Source organism: Butyrivibrio hungatei NK4A153, assembly GCF_000424465.1.
GTDB classification, from domain to species: Bacteria; Bacillota; Clostridia; order Lachnospirales; family Lachnospiraceae; genus Butyrivibrio; species Butyrivibrio hungatei_A.
The window spans coordinates 63378-79412 of sequence record NZ_KE384196.1; the positions used below are offsets into that span (position 1 = coordinate 63378).

General features: G+C 41.5%; 15 protein-coding genes and 1 riboswitch. Of the genes, 9 read left to right on the forward strand and 6 right to left on the reverse strand.

Annotated elements, in window-relative coordinates; all coding sequences use genetic code 11:
• Window positions 1-5: 5 nt before the first annotated feature.
• The 4 genes from G628_RS0113320 to hisA all read left to right on the forward strand — a co-directional run bounded on the left by G628_RS0113320 (window position 6) and on the right by hisA (window position 4176).
• On the forward strand, window positions 6-1277 hold the full coding sequence (locus tag G628_RS0113320; protein ID WP_027209345.1) for a metallopeptidase TldD-related protein: 1272 nt from the start codon (window positions 6-8) through the stop codon (window positions 1275-1277).
• A gap of 87 nt (window positions 1278-1364) precedes the next feature.
• A riboswitch (Lysine riboswitch) is annotated at window positions 1365-1537 on the forward strand.
• Window positions 1538-1658: 121 nt separating this feature from the next.
• Window positions 1659-2543 (forward strand): 4-hydroxy-tetrahydrodipicolinate synthase, encoded by an 885-nt coding sequence (gene dapA, locus G628_RS0113325; protein WP_026656785.1) that lies wholly within the window; start codon window positions 1659-1661, stop codon window positions 2541-2543.
• 72 nt (window positions 2544-2615) lie between these two features.
• Entirely contained in the window at window positions 2616-3371 is a 756-nt protein-coding gene (gene dapB / locus G628_RS0113330; RefSeq protein ID WP_027209346.1) for a 4-hydroxy-tetrahydrodipicolinate reductase, read from the forward strand.
• Between the two features lie 31 nt (window positions 3372-3402).
• Window positions 3403-4176, forward strand: coding sequence for a phosphoribosylformimino-5-aminoimidazole carboxamide ribotide isomerase (hisA, locus tag G628_RS0113335; protein WP_027209347.1), 774 nt, complete (start codon window positions 3403-3405; stop codon window positions 4174-4176).
• Window positions 4177-4318: 142 nt separating this feature from the next.
• On the opposite strand, the gene G628_RS0113340 is transcribed toward hisA, so the two are convergent.
• Window positions 4319-4519 (reverse strand): cold-shock protein, encoded by a 201-nt coding sequence (locus tag G628_RS0113340; protein WP_022755461.1) that lies wholly within the window; start codon window positions 4517-4519, stop codon window positions 4319-4321.
• A 206-nt stretch (window positions 4520-4725) separates the two neighbouring features.
• Between G628_RS0113340 and G628_RS0113345 the strand changes: the two genes are divergently transcribed.
• Window positions 4726-5013: a YerC/YecD family TrpR-related protein gene (locus G628_RS0113345; RefSeq protein ID WP_026514625.1), complete on the forward strand. Its 288-nt coding sequence runs from the start codon at window positions 4726-4728 to the stop codon at window positions 5011-5013.
• A 78-nt stretch (window positions 5014-5091) separates the two neighbouring features.
• Here G628_RS0113345 and G628_RS17505 read toward each other — a convergent pair whose 3' ends face one another.
• The 3 genes from G628_RS17505 to G628_RS0113360 all read right to left on the reverse strand — a co-directional run bounded on the left by G628_RS17505 (window position 5092) and on the right by G628_RS0113360 (window position 8981).
• Window positions 5092-5577 (reverse strand): bactofilin family protein, encoded by a 486-nt coding sequence (locus G628_RS17505; protein WP_051199213.1) that lies wholly within the window; start codon window positions 5575-5577, stop codon window positions 5092-5094.
• A 14-nt stretch (window positions 5578-5591) separates the two neighbouring features.
• Window positions 5592-6395 (reverse strand): murein hydrolase activator EnvC family protein, encoded by an 804-nt coding sequence (locus tag G628_RS17510; protein WP_026667189.1) that lies wholly within the window; start codon window positions 6393-6395, stop codon window positions 5592-5594.
• Window positions 6396-6527: 132 nt separating this feature from the next.
• A complete protein-coding gene (locus G628_RS0113360; RefSeq protein ID WP_027209349.1) occupies window positions 6528-8981 on the reverse strand; it encodes a GH36-type glycosyl hydrolase domain-containing protein in 2454 nt (817 codons plus the stop codon).
• 375 nt (window positions 8982-9356) lie between these two features.
• Here G628_RS0113360 and G628_RS0113370 point away from each other — a divergent pair, with 375 nt between their 5' ends.
• From G628_RS0113370 to G628_RS0113385, 4 genes are all read left to right on the forward strand, one after another.
• The gene (locus tag G628_RS0113370; RefSeq protein ID WP_027209350.1) at window positions 9357-10382 is read left to right on the forward strand and encodes a LacI family DNA-binding transcriptional regulator; all 1026 of its coding nucleotides are present in this window, start codon (window positions 9357-9359) and stop codon (window positions 10380-10382) included.
• A gap of 71 nt (window positions 10383-10453) precedes the next feature.
• Window positions 10454-11857 (forward strand): ABC transporter substrate-binding protein, encoded by a 1404-nt coding sequence (locus G628_RS0113375; RefSeq protein ID WP_027209351.1) that lies wholly within the window; start codon window positions 10454-10456, stop codon window positions 11855-11857.
• Window positions 11858-11948: 91 nt separating this feature from the next.
• Complete coding sequence (locus G628_RS0113380) at window positions 11949-12857, forward strand: carbohydrate ABC transporter permease (RefSeq protein WP_026667192.1); 909 nt, start codon at window positions 11949-11951, stop codon at window positions 12855-12857.
• 37 nt (window positions 12858-12894) lie between these two features.
• A complete protein-coding gene (locus G628_RS0113385; RefSeq protein ID WP_027209352.1) occupies window positions 12895-13749 on the forward strand; it encodes a carbohydrate ABC transporter permease in 855 nt (284 codons plus the stop codon).
• 183 nt (window positions 13750-13932) lie between these two features.
• Here the strand turns inward: G628_RS0113385 and G628_RS18600 are convergent, their stop codons facing one another.
• Entirely contained in the window at window positions 13933-14946 is a 1014-nt protein-coding gene (locus tag G628_RS18600; protein WP_081670736.1) for a helix-turn-helix domain-containing protein, read from the reverse strand.
• 136 nt (window positions 14947-15082) lie between these two features.
• A complete protein-coding gene (locus G628_RS17520; RefSeq protein ID WP_051199215.1) occupies window positions 15083-16018 on the reverse strand; it encodes a UbiA prenyltransferase family protein in 936 nt (311 codons plus the stop codon).
• Window positions 16019-16035: the final 17 nt, after the last annotated feature.

The following is a 16035-nucleotide window of genomic DNA, read 5'->3' on the forward strand; positions in this document are numbered from 1 at the left end:
AGAAGATGACAGATAAGATAATTGAACTTTTGAAAAACTCAGGCGCAGATGCCTGGGAAGTTACAGATACATGTACAGAGGGCTGGGAGTTCTATTTCATCGGACACAGGCTTGATCAGAACAGAGTTCGCGACGTTGAGCACATAGAGGTAATTGTTCACAGAAAGCTGGATGACGGCAAGTTCCTTGGAAGCGCATCGCAGGAGATAGCGCCGACAGCAACGGAAGCCGAGGCTAAAAAGATTATCGACGACCTTTATGAGAGAGCTTCCTATGTTAAGAATCCATACTACGAGCTCAATAAGAAGCCTGTTAAGGGAGTGGATGAGAACTTTGATCCACAGCAGATGGCAAAGGATTATATCGAAGCTATGCAGCATATTCCCGAGACTTCAGGCGAGGACATCAATTCCTATGAGATCTTTGCTGAGAACTGCAAGAGAAGATACGTCAACTCTGAGGGCATTGATGTTACGATCTCTTACCCGAGTTCAACCGTCGAAGTTGTTGTCAATGCAAGAAACGATGAGCATGAGATCGAGCTTTACCGCATGTATACTGCAGGAACATGTGACAGAGAGAATCTGGTAAAAGAAATTTCGGATACTCTTAAGTATGGTAAGGACAGACTTGTGGCAAAACCGACACCAGCCGCCTATAAGGCAGCAGTTCTTTTCCCTACACAGGACTGTGTTCAGATTTACGAGTGGATCGTTGATAAGATGATGGCATCCATGAAGTACCGTGAAATGTCTGATTGGGAGATCGGCAAGGCGATCTGCAATGATGTTAAGGGCGACACCTTCACGATCAGTGCGGTAAAAGAGCTTGCCAATTCCTCCAAGAACTTTCCTGTTGATGCTGAAGGTGCAGAGGTCAGGGATATGGCTATCATTAAGGACAACGTTCCCGTAAGCTATTGGGGCGGCGTTCAGTTCCGTCATTATCTCGGGGTTGAGGATTCCTTCATTGCAACAAACTTTAAGGTTGAGGGCGGCAGGCTTTCGGAGAGCGAGATAAGAACAGGTACATACCTTGAGCCTGTTGAGTTTTCGGACTTCAGTGTAGATATTTTCACCGGAGAGATCGCGGGAGAGATCAGACTTGCTTACTGGCATGAGGGAGATAAGGTTACACCTGTGTGCGGAGGATCCGTAACGGGAGCTCTTACCGAGCTCATCAGCGATGTTAAGCTTTCAAAGGAACTTCGTCAGTATGACAATTATCTCGTACCCAGCGTTATAAAGATTGAAAACGTCACAATTGCTGGGGCTTAAAGCTTTTTTAGATAATGCTTAGTTTATGGTAAAAAATGCTTGTGTGTTGACAGTCTATTGACGCTGGTGTAGTATCAGTATAAGAAACAGTTGGATAGAGGTTGCGTATTTAATAAGTAACGTCGCAGATGTGACAGGCACAGATGAAGCGGCATGAAAGGGAAATACGCCGAAAGGGTTGACCCCCTGAAGGTCAATTGCTTGGGCATACGGTTAAGAACCGTATGACTGTCATCTAAGGATGGGGCGCTATCAACATTATTCTTTTTATAGTGAAAAGATTATGTTACCGGCTCCCATTATGGAGTCGGTTTTTTGTTGGACACAAATTCCATTCGATGAAAGATGCTTCAACCGGCGCGATTTATTAAGGAGGAAAAAATGGCAATTTTTAAAGGAGCGGGAGTTGCAATCGCAACACCATTTAAGGAAAACGGAGAGGTTAATTACGAGGAGTTCGAACGTCTTATCGAGTTCCAGATCGAGAACGGAACAGACGCGATCATCGTTTGCGGAACAACAGGCGAAGCAGCAACCATGACAGAAGAAGAGCACATGGATGTTGTTAAGTTCTGTATAGATAAAGTTGCAAAAAGAATTCCCGTTATTGCAGGAACAGGATCAAATTGCACAGAGACAGCAATTAAGCTCTCTAAGCTTGCTGAAAGCTACGGTGCGGATGCGCTTTTGTGCGTAACACCATATTACAATAAGGCAACACAGGGCGGTCTTTTTGCACACTTTTCTGCAATTGCTGACGCAGTAAATATCCCTATCATTCTTTACAATGTACCGAGCAGAACAGGATGTAACATTCTTCCTGAGACAGCTGTTAAGCTCTGCAAGGAGAAAAAGAATATTGTTGCCATCAAGGATGCTACAGGAAACATGTCACAGACTATCAAGATGATGCAGCTTGCAGACGGATGTATTGATCTTTATTCGGGAGATGACGATCAGATCGTACCTCTTATGTCAGTCGGCGGCCTCGGAGTAATTTCGGTTCTTGCAAACGTTGCTCCGGCTCAGACACATGAGATCTGCCGGAAGTGTCTTGAGGGAGATTATGAGACTGCAAGAAAGCTTCAGTTCAAGGCATATCCTCTTGTAAAAGCTCTTTTCTCAGAGGTTAATCCTATTCCCGTTAAGAGCGCGCTTAAGATGATCGGTTTTGCAGCAGGTCCGCTTCGCCTTCCTCTTACAGAGATGGAGCCCGAGAACTGCGCTAAGCTTAAGGAAGAGATGAAGAAGTTCGGACTTATCTGACGGATGCTTGGCAAAAACGATGTTTCTTAGATAAAATAGCTAGGATTACACAGATTTGGAAAGGAAACACAGATGACAAAAATGATCATGCACGGCTGTAACGGCCGTATGGGCAAGGTTATCATCGACCTTATAAAGGAAGATAATGATATAGAAGTAGTAGCGGGCGTAGACGCTTTTGGCGATAACAATTACGATTTTCCCGTATACAGAAGTCTTGATGAATGTATTACCGATGCCGATGTTATCGTTGATTTCTCGAATGCATCAGCAGTAGAGGGACTTCTTAATTACTGCACGGCTAAGAATGTTCCGGTTGTTCTTTGCTCAACAGGACTTTCTGAGGATCAGCTTAAGATGGTAAAAGAAGCTTCTTCAAAGGTAGCGGTTCTTAAGTCGGCAAATATGTCGGTTGGTGTAAATGCACTTATCAAGGTGCTGAAGGAAGTTTCTCCCATGTTTGCGGCTGCGGGATTTGATATCGAGATAGTTGAAAAGCATCATAATCAGAAGCTTGATTCACCCAGTGGAACAGCAATCGCACTTGCAGACAGCATTAACGAATCTCTTAATAATGAGATGGATTATGTATACGACAGAAGCACAAGAAGAGAAAAGAGACCTCAGAAGGAAATCGGAATCTCTGCTGTACGCGGAGGAACAATCGTAGGTGACCATGATGTTATCTTTGCAGGTCACGACGAGGTTGTAACTCTTTCTCACAGAGCTTATTCAAGAGCAATTTTTGGAAAGGGCGCCATTGAGGCAGCTAAGTTCCTTGCCGGTAAGTCTGCGGGATTGTATGACATGTCGGATGTTCTTGCCTGACTGATCGGAAGCGGCACCTGAGGAGAAGTGTATGAGATTCAGACCTTGTATTGATATTCATAACGGCAAAGTGAAGCAGATAGTGGGGAGCAGCCTTCGTGATAAGAACGATGAGGCAAAAGAAAACTATGTTGCTTCACAGGATGCTGTATTCTACGCCAGAATGTACAGAGAGATGGGACTTTCGGGCGGGCATATAATATTGCTTAATCCTGTAACAAGCCCCTTGTATGAGAAGACGAAAAAACAGGCCATAGAGGCTCTTTTGGCTTGCCCCGGACTCATGCAGGTCGGTGGCGGAATAACGACTGAAAACGCCTCAGAATTTATAAATGCGGGTGCTTCTCACGTTATTGTCACTTCTTATGTATTTAAAGACGGAGAGATCAATTACGCCAATCTGCAGAAGCTTAAAGAGGCAGTTGGAAAAGAGAAGGTTGTTCTTGATCTTTCATGCAAAAATGTAGACGGAAAGTATTACATAGTAACAGACAGGTGGCAGAAGCTTACTGATGTTGAACTAAATGAGGAAACGCTTGATCTGCTTTCCGGGTACTGCGATGAATTTCTTGTTCATGCTGCCGATGTAGAAGGCAAGCAAAAAGGTATAGAGAAGAATGTGGCAAAGATCCTCGGAGACTGGGGAAAGATACCCGTTACCTATGCCGGAGGAGCAGGAAGCCTTGATGATGTAAAAGAGCTTAAGGAAATCGGAAAGGGAAGAGTGGACGTTACGATAGGAAGTGCCCTTGAGATTTTCGGCGGTAATCTTAAGATAAAAGATATAGTTGATATATGTGAATGATAAACAAAAAAGCCATCCAACAAATGTTGGATGGCTCTGTTGATTAATCATCTATACAATATTGCAAATTCTAAATATTTATTTTTATATTTAAGAATAAGTCGACATGTAGTCTGATTAATTAGCTTCAACTTTTGATTAATTAAAGCTTGTTTACGTTTACGGCCTGAGGTCCTTTTTCGCCCTGGATTACATCGTACTCAACTGAAGCGCCTTCGTCGAGAGACTTGAAGCCCTCCATGTTAAGTCCTGAATAATGTACGAATACATCGTTTCCAGCCTCATCAGAGATAAAGCCATAACCTTTCTGGTTGTTGAACCACTTAACAGTACCTTTGTTCATTGTAATACCTCCACTAAAAAATAAAAAAATAATCGTTCTGTTGTCCATGACAACAAACTAACAATAGCATAAATAGCTAAAAAAGTAAAGTAGATCTTCCTATTTACTTTAAGATTTTAAAGTGATAAAATATATAAGCACAGAGGTTTTTTGTTAACGAAATATAGTTTACCTTTTTGTGTTAGAAAAATCGGAGGGATGGCGAAATGAACAAAAAGATTAGAACAGATGCTGTAGACCATCTGTTTGACGCAATTCTATGCCTTCAGAATAAAGATGAATGTTATAGTTTTTTCGATGATCTTTGTACCGTGAACGAACTTTTATCTCTTTCTCAGAGATTTGAGGTGGCTTCAATGCTTAAAGAGCACAAGACATACCTTGAGATTGCAGAGAAGACAGGAGCATCAACAGCGACCATCAGCAGAGTAAATCGCTCACTGAATTATGGCGATGATGGATATGAGCTCGTATTCGATAGATTGCAAGAGTAATTTCGAAATTAAAATTGAGTCAAAAAAATATAAGCGCTTCGGCTTGAACCGAAGCGCTTATTTAATCTAAATATTTACTTAAATTACTTTCTTCTCGTCAGATTCGTTAGTCTCTGATTCAGAATCGTTTTCTGCATCACTTGTTACGGCAGCAGCTCTTTCTTTTGCGATATCCGCTGAATTTCTCTCAAGACCTGTCATTTCGCATCTGCCCTGGAAAATAGCATTCTCATCGATGATAATACCTTTGCAGATGACGTCGCCGACAACTTTTCCGGTATCGCTTATCTCGACTTTTCCCTGAGGCGCGGATAGATTTCCGTTTACTTCGCCGGCTACATAAATATTTACGCCGGAAGCAGTTCCAAAAATTTTACCTTCCTGACCTACAATGAGAGCACCGCTTATAGTGACGTTGCCTTTGATAGTGCCATCGATCCTTGTTGAATCCTTTGTGGTAAGCGGACCGTCAATTACGGCGCCGGGACCGATAATAGTTCCTACCTGTTCAAGTATCTCATTTTCAGTTGCGTTGGTAGAATCTTTTTTAGTGTTTCCAAACATAATGAATCCTCCATTTAACCCTTGATATCCATTACATCTTCGGGATTTACGTATTTCTCATCCTTCTGTATCTGATATCCTAAAGTTTTGTTTTGGCTGCCTACAACGTATAACAGGTCGCCCCTGTCAACAGTATCGCCTTCCGAAACTACAGGTGAACCTTCGTTTCGATAAATTGAAATATATCCGTTTCCGTGATCTATGGAAACGATGTGTCCAAACTTCGCATCTGAAGTTACGGTCATAACTGTTCCGCTTCCGGTAGCTATAATATTACTTCCGGGAGCTGCTGTAAATAGAACCAGAGGATTTCCTGTTGCGGTATCCTTGTTCTTGTCGGTAAGCTTGGTTATATTGGTGGCATTCGGATCATCCACAGCCTGAGTGGGAAGCGGAGTGGTTCCTGTCAAAGGAAAGCCTGAAGGAACTGCCAATTTTTCAGCCTCTTCACTAGCCTGACGCTCGTTCTTAAGTCTTTCACTGAGGGCAGCCTGAATATGTTCCGAATTGGAACTTGCGCTCTCGTATGACGCTGCGAGACTACTGTTTTCTTCTTGAAGATCTGAGATTTCTTGCTTCTGTTCGGCTTGTATAGCCTTCAAATTAGAAATGGTCATAATACTATAGATAATGTAGCATCCTAAAAATAATGCAAAAGCAAAAATTGAGTATGCCAACCATTGTGTTTGGGAATGATTCAGATGGAGACGTTTTGTTACACCGTCAGAGTCTCCGGAAATAACCATAAATGTATAACTTCGCTTGTGTCTGTGTTTTCTGTGGTACCTTTGCTGTCTGGGCTTACTAATAGTACTCATATTCACCTCCGACTTAGACACTGTATTTTAACATATAATCGGTCAATCGTGCAACTTTACATGAATAGGGCCCGCGAAAACGCAGATAAATAGCGCTTTCCCGGGTCCTGAAGAATAGGAGTATAATTATGATCAACCCATAACAGCTTCTACTGTGTATTCTTTTACGCCTTCTTCGTATGGGATGATATTTCCGCTTATTTCTTTTCCGTTTACGGTAAGCTTCTTGATACCCTTCTGAGCACCGTTCTGCTTAACGCTGATGTTGTAAGTAGCACCGCGGTATTTTCTGGTGAGAGTGAAGTCACCGAAATCTGCGGGCACACAAGGATCGATTGAAAGACCGTTGTGTGTAGGATATACACCCAGGATGTACTGGGAGATATTTACAAATGTCCATGCAGCTGTTCCTGTAAGCCAGCTGTTCTTGCCCTGACCAAAGAACTTAGCGTCTCTTCCTGCAACCATCTGAGAGTATACATAAGGCTCGGTGCAATGAACTTCGCTGATATCCTCGATGTAAGCAGGACATGTCTTCTTGTAGATCTCGAAAGCTCTGTCGCCGTGTCCGAGAACAGTCTCAGCGATAGATACCCAAGGATTGTTGTGACAGAAGATACCGCCGTTCTCCTTGTATCCCGGTGGATATGAACTAACTTCACCAAGTTCGAGATGATATTTTGTGTAAGCAGGCTGTAAGATCATTACGCCGTACTTTGTATCAAGTCTTTCTTCAACGCTCTTAAGCGCTTTCTCTGCAAGACCTTCTTTTACACCGATTCCTGCAAGAACGCAGAAGCCCTGAGGCTCGATGAAAATCTGACCTTCTTCACATTCTTTTGAACCAACCTTGTTGGAATTAGCATCGTAAGCTCTTACGAACCATTCGCCGTCCCAACCTGCTGTGCAAGCTGCATCGTAAACTTTCTTGATTTCTTCTCTTGCTCTCTTTGCTTCAGCATCATCGCCGAGGAGTTCAGCAAGCTGTGCATATTCTTCGCCGTATTTTACGAACATACCTGCGATGAATACAGACTCGGCAACAGGGCCTTCTGAAGGACCGAATGTCTGGAATGACTCACCCGGATGCTCTGAGAAGCAGTTAAGGTTGAGGCAGTCGTTCCAGTCCGCACGTCCGATAAGAGGAAGGCCGTGAGGACCCTTGTGAGTAGCAGTGAAGTTGAATGAGCACTTAAGGTGATCCATAAGTGTCTTTGCAACGCTCATATCATTATCGAAAGGAACCATTTCTTTCAAGATAGAAAGGTCGCCTGTTTCTCTTACATATGCGCTTGTACCTGCGATGAGCCAGAGCGGATCGTCGTTGAATCCTGATCCGATGTCTGAGTTACCCTTCTTTGTAAGGGGCTGGTACTGATGGTAAGCGCTTCCGTCCTGGAACTGAGTAGAAGCGATATCGATGATACGCTGTCTTGCTCTGTCGGGAATAAGGTGAACGAATCCGAGAAGATCCTGACAAGAATCTCTGAATCCCATTCCACGGCCGATACCTGACTCATAATAAGAAGCAGATCTGGACATGTTGAATGTAACCATGCACTGATACTGGTTCCAGATATTTACCATGCGGTCAACCTTCTCGTTTGAAGAAGATACATGATAGATTCCGAGAAGATTCTTCCAGTAGTCGTTAAGCTCTGCGAGAGCCTTGTCAAAAGCATCCTCAGTCTTGTATGCATCAAGCATTGCGTATGCAGGCTTCTTATTGATAACGCCATATGATTCCCACTTGTCATCTTCGGGATTCTCGATGTATCCGAGTGTGAAGATGAATGTCTTGGATTCGCCGGGCTTAAGGTTGATGTTGATCTGGTGAGCAGCGATAGGAGACCATCCGCTTGCGACAGAATTTGTGCACTTTCCTGCTGCAACTGCATCAGGGCTGTCCGGTCCGTTGTATGCGCCAAGGAATGCATCCCTGCTTGTGTCATATCCGTCAACTTTAGTATTTACGCCGTATACTGCGTAGTGATTTCTACGCTCTCTGTATTCTGTCTTGTGGAAAAGAGTTGCTCCGTCGTTTGTAACTTCAACTTCACCTGTACTGAGGTTACGCTGGAAGTTCTTCATATCGTCATCTGCATTCCACAGACACCATTCTACATATGAAAAGAGAACGAGCTTAGCATCTTCTTTCTTATTATTTGTGATAGTGATCTTGGAAACTTCACAATTATCATTCATAGGAACGAAAGTTAACACATCGGCTTTAATATCTGATTTTGATGATGAGAACTTGCTATAACCTAATCCATGGCGACACTCGTAGCTGTCAAGGGCTGTCTTTACAGGCTGCCATCCGGGATTCCAGATAACGTCATTTCCTTTATCTGTTTCATCTTTAATATAGAAGTATTTACCGTTGTTATCATAAGGAACATTGTTATAACGGTATCTTGTAAGCCTTAAAAGCTTGGCATCCTTATAGAATGTGTATCCGCCGCAAGTATTTGATATTAATGAGAAAAATTCCTTATTTCCAAGGTAGTTGATCCAGGGAAGAGGAGTCTTTGGTGTAGTGATGACGTATTCACATGCATTGTCATCAAAGTAGCCGAATTTCATAAATATAACCTCCGTTCACTTAAACGTTTAAGATAATTACTAGAGACATTATATATGGGAAGCTCCTATATTGCAACACAAAATATCACAAATATTATTGCCCTTAAACCGTTGTCCTGTGCGCGTTTCAGAGACAACACGCATAAAACCGCCGATGGACACTGGGCGTAAATGATATTTCGAAAACGTTTTACTAAATCATTAACCAATTGTAACCAAAATCAGAATTATATATGAAAAAAGAGAGTGGATTTTGTAAAAAACAAACAAAGATATATAATGTGCACAAAAAAATCGTTTTTTTTATTGCTTCTGGAGTCATTATGATGTATATTTATCGTGCGAAAACGATTAAGTTCAAGGGTATTTATTGATATGGCTAAGCGTAATGTTTCATTAAAGGATATTGCCGTTGCTTGTGGAGTGTCCATAGCTACAGTGTCTAAGGCACTAAACGATCATAGCGACATAGGGCAGGAAACTAAGGAACATATACGGGCAGTTGCTGATAAGCTCGGATATCATCCGAATGCGGCTGCGCAGGCTCTTAAGACGAACAGGACCAACAATATCGGTGTCTTGTTTGTAGATGAAGCCAACAGCGGTCTCACACATGATTATTTCAATCATGTGCTTAACAGTTTTAAGAAAACTGCGGAGGAGAACGGTTTTGATATAACCTTCATCAATGGAGGGAAGGCGAAGATCAACAATATGTCCTATCTGTCACATGCGATATACAGAGGCTTTGATGGAGTGGTTATAGCATGTGTTGATTTCTCCGATCCGGAAGTTGAGGAACTTATTAAGAGCAATATACCGGTCGTCACGATCGACCATATCTTTTTTAACAGGACTTCAGTCGTGTCTGACAATGTAAAAGGGATGAGAGAGCTTGTAAATTATGTTTACGGGCAGGGGCACAGGAAAGTGGCATATGTTCACGGCGCAGGTTCATCCGTTACACAGAACAGACTTACAAGTTTTTATAAGACACTTCAGGAATTGGGAGTAGAGATTCCGGATGAATATGTAGTTGTATCTCCTTATAGAGATACTGATGCCGCATATGAAGCGACTAACAAGCTTTTAGATCTGAAGGAACCACCTACATGCATCCTTTATCCCGATGATTTTGCGGCACTTGGTGGAATAAATGCTATAAGACAGAGAAATCTCAGAATACCGGAAGATATTTCAATTGCAGGATATGATGGACTTGAACTTGCAAAGCGTCTTTCTCCGAGACTTACCACAGTGGTGCAGAATTCTGAGAAAATCGGTGGAATAGCGGCAACCAAATTGATCGACCTTATAAACAATCCTAAGGGGACACTGGTTGAGCAGATTGTAGTTGAAGGTACATTGGAAAAAGGGGAATCCGTTAAAAAGATTCAATAAGATTTGAGATGGCTGAGCCATTTTAAATACACACAACAATTATTTAACGCAAAAGAATGGGAGGTACGGTTATGAAGAAAAGAGTACTTGGGTTACTTCTTTCTATGACTATGGTAGCAGGAATGCTTACTGCTTGTGGCGGAAATGCAAACACTGCTGCTTCAACCGGAGCATCAGCTGATGGAAACGCAGCAGATGCAACTGCAGCAGATGCACCTGCAGCTGCTGGAGATGAGGGTAAAGTCCTCAATATTTACTGCTGGAACGAAGAGTTCAAGAGCAGAGTTACAGATCACTATCCTGGATATACAGAGACAGATGCTACTTCAGGAAAAATCGGTGATGTAACTGTAAAGTGGAATATCACACCCAGCCAGGACAATGCTTATCAGAACAACCTCGACGAGGCTCTTCTTAAGCAGGCTGACGCAGCAGCTGATGACAAGATTGATATTTTCCTTGTAGAGGCTGACTACGCACTTAAATATGTAGATGCCGATGTTTCAATGCCTGTTGCAGATCTTGGTATCGCAGACGCTGACATCGCTAACCAGTACAAATATACACAGGATGTTATGACAGATTCTAACGGAAAGCTTAAGGGTCTTTCATGGCAGGGCTGCCCCGGTGTTCTTATTTACAACCGTGCAGCTGCTAAAGATGTTCTTGGTTCTGACGAACCCGCTGAAGTTCAGAAGGCCGTAGCTGATTGGGATACATTCCTTAAGACAGCTGAGCAGATGAAGGCTAAGGGCTACAGCATGACATCAACAACTAACGATGCTTATCGTGTATTCTCTAACAATGTATCAGGTAAGTGGGTACAGGATGGAGTAGTTAAGGTTGATCCCAGCATCATGAAATGGGTTGAGATGACAAAGAAGATGGTTGACGCTAAAGAGGTTGGTTCTACATCAGATCTTTGGAGCGATGACTGGAGCAAGGGATTCTATCCTGACGGAAAGACATTCTGCTACTTTGGACCCGCTTGGATGATCAACTTCTCAATGGCTGCTGATAAAGAAGGCTCAATCGCTCACGACGGTGGTTGGGGTGCAACAGAAGGACCTCAGGGATTCTTCTGGGGCGGAACATGGATCTGCGCAGCTCAGGGAACAGACAATGTATCTCTTGTTGCAGATATCATGAAGCAGCTTACAACAAACAAGGATATCATGCTTGATATCGTTGCTAAGGACAGTGATTTCGTAAACAACAAGCCTGCTATGGAAGAAGCAGCAACTAAGGACGAGTATGCATTTGCTCCTCTTGGTGGACAGAACCCTCTTGCAATGTTCTGCAACGGTGCTGAGAAGTGCGATCTTTCTAACCAGTGCGAATACGATCAGGGTTGTAACGAAGAGTTCCAGAAAGCTATGAAGAACTACTTCGACGGCAACGCTACTCTCGACCAGGCTCTTGACATGTTCAATTCAGCTATCGTTGAGAAGTATCCTGAATTAAAGACTGAGTAATCAGTAAGTAATTTGTAGTTTTAGATTTATCATTGTGGAACGTATTGTTCGCAATGCGTTCCACAAATATTTATTCAGAAGGGTAACGGGTATGAAAAAGAAGAGCAAAGTAGTCAGTTATAATAAATGGGGCTACATTTTCCTTATTCCGTTCGTGGTAATTTATCTGGTATTTCAGATGATACCGCTTTTTTCAACAATTTATAATTCATTCTTTGAGAATTATCGCTCGGGATTAAAACAGATCGGTCCGAATTTTGTCGGATTACAGAATTTTGCAACAATAATTACAAACGGAGATCTTCCTACATATTTAAAGAACACTTTGATAATGTGGATTTTGGGATTTATTCCGCAGATTCTTCTTTCACTTTTGTTAGGAGCATGGTTTACAGATCCGTCACTTAGATTGAAGGCACAAGGCTTTTTTAAGACAGTTATTTATCTTCCAAATCTGATAATGGCCTCAGCATTTGCAATGTTGTTTTTCACATTGTTCTCAAATTCAGGCCCTATCAATTCGATTTTGGTACAGATTGGTTTTTTAAAAGAACCTTATCAGTTCATGGCCCATGTTTGGTCAGTTCGTGGCTTGGTTGCTTTTATGAACTGCCTTATGTGGTTTGGAAATACGACAATTCTTTTGATGGCAGGAATGATGGGTATTGACCCTTCACTTTTCGAAGCGGCACAGGTTGATGGTGCTACAGCCACTCAAATTTTCTATAAAATTACATTGCCTTTGTTAAAACCAATCCTTATTTATGTTATGATTACATCATTGATTGGTGGACTCCAGATGTTTGACGTACCTCAGATTTTGACAAACGGTACAGGCGATCCTATGAGATCTTCAATGACCTTGATCATGTATCTTAACAAGCATCTTTTCAGTAAGAACTTTGGTCTTGGTGGTGCTCTTTCGGTATTCATGTTTATTATTACCGGTATACTCAGCTTGATCGTATTTAAGTTCACGACAGGCGAGGATAAGGATTGATTTTGGAGGCTTAACAATGGAAGAAAAAAGAATTGCGATGGCCGGACAGAGTGATACCGGAGCATCGGTTCACGCCAGACGCGTGATAGCGTATATTATACTTATATTGATAACATTTATCTGCCTTTTCTGGTTCTATGTTTTGTTTATAAATTCAACCAGATCAAACGCAGATCTTACAAGAGGATTCAGTCCCGCTCCGGGAAAATTCCTTGGAACAAACTGGGATAATCTTGTACATGGAACTTTGCCTATATTTAATGGCTTGATTAATTCGCTTATTGTTGCTACACTAACAGCGGTATTTGCTACATATTTTTCTACGATGACAGCGTATGCAATACACGCTTATGACTTTAAGCTTAAGAAGTTCATTTTTACATTTATTTTGATGGTTATGATGATCCCTACTCAGGTAACTGCACTTGGTTTCTTGCAGCTTATCGGAAAGATGGGATTGGATGATAAGTTTACACCACTTATTGTTCCGGCTATTGCTTCACCTGCAGTATTTTTCTTTATGAAGCAGTACATGGATTCTACACTTCCTCTTTCTCTTGTGGAAGCTGCCAGAATCGACGGATCTACAGAGTGGGGCACATTCAACAAGATTGTAGTACCGCTTATGAAACCTGCTGTTGCTGTTCAGGCAATCTTCAGTTTCGTAACAAGCTGGAATAACTACTTTACTCCTGCACTTGTGCTTCACACAGACACAAAGAAGACACTTCCTATACTTATAGCTCAGCTCAGAAGTGCAGACTGGCTTAAGTTTGACATGGGACAGGTATATGTAATGATTTCATTCTCTATCTTCCCTGTTATAGTTGTTTATCTTTTATTATCCAGACACATCGTCGGCGGTGTTACACTCGGTGGTGTAAAGGGATAATCTGACTTAGTTATTTACTACTCTTCATCTTGCTTGTCCGCGAGGTGAAGATACTCTTTCCTTTTATAAGCGTTATGGAAGGCCATGGTATTCCCCATACCATGGCCTTTCGCATGCTCAAAAAAGCCATATCAATCTCATTAGAAAGGGATTGATATGGCTTTTTATAAATCATCGTTATATTTATGCTTCGCTTACTTGTGGTATCTTGCTTGATTCTGCTGCACGTGTGGCTTTTATTTTCTTTATCCATAGCGCTACAGCTTGGAAAAGCAGAAATACATATATTGCACCACAGTATGCGTATTTTTCTGAATTTGCGCCTTCAAGCCAGGCAAATATCCTAAAGAAATCTCGCTGTGAAAGAGATGGTAGATATGAGTTTAATTTATTTTGCCAAGAAATAGCAAATTTATAAGTGATTATAATTTCCGATGTTGTCATTATGATAAATAAAACTTTCCACACTATCTTATTGTTTCCACGAATAAAATAGAATAATGTAGCCACAACTCCAATTACAGCCGGAATAAGTATAAGAATTACATACAATAAATTTGGCTTTATTACAGAAGTTAAAGTATCAATAGAGAAGTTATATTTAAGAGGCTCTGCGAAGATTAAAGGCATTATCTTAAAGGTGATTATCTGTGTGACATGAATCAAACTGCTTGTGGCAAAAGTCACTATTCCAATAATGCCAGTTATCTTAGGGGAAAGAGTCCCTTTTGCTACGTGAATGAATCCATAAATTAAGACTAATGTCAGAGCGCAGAATATAATCTTAGGCATCATTATCCATGCGGTGTTCTCATTGAAAAAAGAATCAGCGTGAAAATATGCATAAGTTGTAGTTTCTTTTATAAATTTGCATGTAAAAAAATCCGTGGAAATCATACTCAAACAACGAAATAAAAAAACAGCATAGACAGTAAAAATCACTTTTTCTGCAAGGTTATTATCTACTATAGAGTTTCTTTCTATGACTTTATTCATATCTTTTCCGGATAATAGGTCATCGAGGCTGACATCCAGTGCTTCTGATATTTTCTTTGTAGTAGGAAGATCGGGATACCTTTCACCGCATTCCCATTTTGAAACGGCTTGTCTTGTAACAAATAACTGTTCCGCGAGAGTTTGTTGTGTCAATCCTTTTGCCTCGCGTGCCTTTCTGAGCTGCTCGCCAAACTCGACCATATTATCTTGCTCCTTTCGAATTATCACCTGCAAGTGTAATTCCAGTATCCGTTACAATCATAAAAATAACAAGCAACAGGTCCAAAATGCTTGTAGACAGTCTGTCGCTATCCCTATTTTATGCGCTTTTCAAAGGTTAGCGTGAGCGAACCCATACTAGTTCGTTTGATGTAAGACTGTGAAGAAAATCTACATTTACAAATGTCAGGGCGGTAAATGCGATAATAATTACGAAGACCATAAACATAAGAGTTTTTTCTTTGAAGAGCTTTTCGGGTCTTTGTACCGCTGAATCGGGATCAAACGCCATTGCAACATAGTAAGAGAAAAGCAGGAATACAAGAGGCATGCACAATAAATATTCGATGCGGTACTTTATGAGAAATACCCCGAGGCAAAATGTTGATACGAGTGAATAGAAGAGTGCTGATGCCAAAAGAGTTTTCTCGGAATAATATTTGAAGGAACGTCTGTATAAGCCTGCTGTTTCAGGATTTCCGATCATTCTGTACTCCGCAAAGCGTTTTGTTGCCATGAGGAATGCTCCGCTCATCCAGTAACCGATCAGGATGCTTGAAGGTGGAAGTGATGAATCTGTTACGACGAACCATCCCATCATGAGACGAAGCATATTGTTTACTGATTCGGAGAGAACATCGAAATATGCGATGTCTTTTGTTCTGAAAGGTTTTACGTTGTACAAAAAGCCCATAAACAGAAGAATAAGTGATGTTATAAGGAAAGGCTTATTAACAAGTAATGAAAGAATCACACCGACAATAATAAGGGCAATGTATTCGGCTATAACAATCGAGAACTTCATGTTTTCCGCTACGACAGGCCTGTTTTTCTTGGTCGGATGGAACTTGTCAAAAGGTGCATCCAGCCATTCGTTTATTACGTAGTTTGCGCTTGCAATCATGCAGGTTGCAAAGAATGCGCATATAAGTTTGATGATATTTATATCTCGTATCGAATGCTCGGTCAGTAGAAAGGCGATTGCAACTCCGGGCATGATAAAGAAGTTTTTTATCCAGTGGTCGGGACGGGCGATTTTAACGTAATTTTTCATTGTGCATCTCCATGTTT

What these genes read in the sequence shown, in the direction of transcription:
- G628_RS0113320 (WP_027209345.1), top strand. Translation starts at nt 6, where the DNA reads ATGACAGATAAGATAATTGAACTTTTGAAAAACTCAGGCGCAGATGCC.
- dapA (WP_026656785.1), top strand. Translation starts at nt 1,659, where the DNA reads ATGGCAATTTTTAAAGGAGCGGGAGTTGCAATCGCAACACCATTTAAG.
- dapB (WP_027209346.1), top strand. Translation starts at nt 2,616, where the DNA reads ATGACAAAAATGATCATGCACGGCTGTAACGGCCGTATGGGCAAGGTT.
- hisA (WP_027209347.1), top strand. Translation starts at nt 3,403, where the DNA reads ATGAGATTCAGACCTTGTATTGATATTCATAACGGCAAAGTGAAGCAG.
- G628_RS0113340 (WP_022755461.1), bottom strand. Translation starts at nt 4,519, where the DNA reads ATGAACAAAGGTACTGTTAAGTGGTTCAACAACCAGAAAGGTTATGGC.
- G628_RS0113345 (WP_026514625.1), top strand. Translation starts at nt 4,726, where the DNA reads ATGAACAAAAAGATTAGAACAGATGCTGTAGACCATCTGTTTGACGCA.
- G628_RS17505 (WP_051199213.1), bottom strand. Translation starts at nt 5,577, where the DNA reads ATGTTTGGAAACACTAAAAAAGATTCTACCAACGCAACTGAAAATGAG.
- G628_RS17510 (WP_026667189.1), bottom strand. Translation starts at nt 6,395, where the DNA reads ATGAGTACTATTAGTAAGCCCAGACAGCAAAGGTACCACAGAAAACAC.
- G628_RS0113360 (WP_027209349.1), bottom strand. Translation starts at nt 8,981, where the DNA reads ATGAAATTCGGCTACTTTGATGACAATGCATGTGAATACGTCATCACT.
- G628_RS0113370 (WP_027209350.1), top strand. Translation starts at nt 9,357, where the DNA reads ATGGCTAAGCGTAATGTTTCATTAAAGGATATTGCCGTTGCTTGTGGA.
- G628_RS0113375 (WP_027209351.1), top strand. Translation starts at nt 10,454, where the DNA reads ATGAAGAAAAGAGTACTTGGGTTACTTCTTTCTATGACTATGGTAGCA.
- G628_RS0113380 (WP_026667192.1), top strand. Translation starts at nt 11,949, where the DNA reads ATGAAAAAGAAGAGCAAAGTAGTCAGTTATAATAAATGGGGCTACATT.
- G628_RS0113385 (WP_027209352.1), top strand. Translation starts at nt 12,895, where the DNA reads ATGGCCGGACAGAGTGATACCGGAGCATCGGTTCACGCCAGACGCGTG.
- G628_RS18600 (WP_081670736.1), bottom strand. Translation starts at nt 14,946, where the DNA reads ATGGTCGAGTTTGGCGAGCAGCTCAGAAAGGCACGCGAGGCAAAAGGA.
- G628_RS17520 (WP_051199215.1), bottom strand. Translation starts at nt 16,018, where the DNA reads ATGAAAAATTACGTTAAAATCGCCCGTCCCGACCACTGGATAAAAAAC.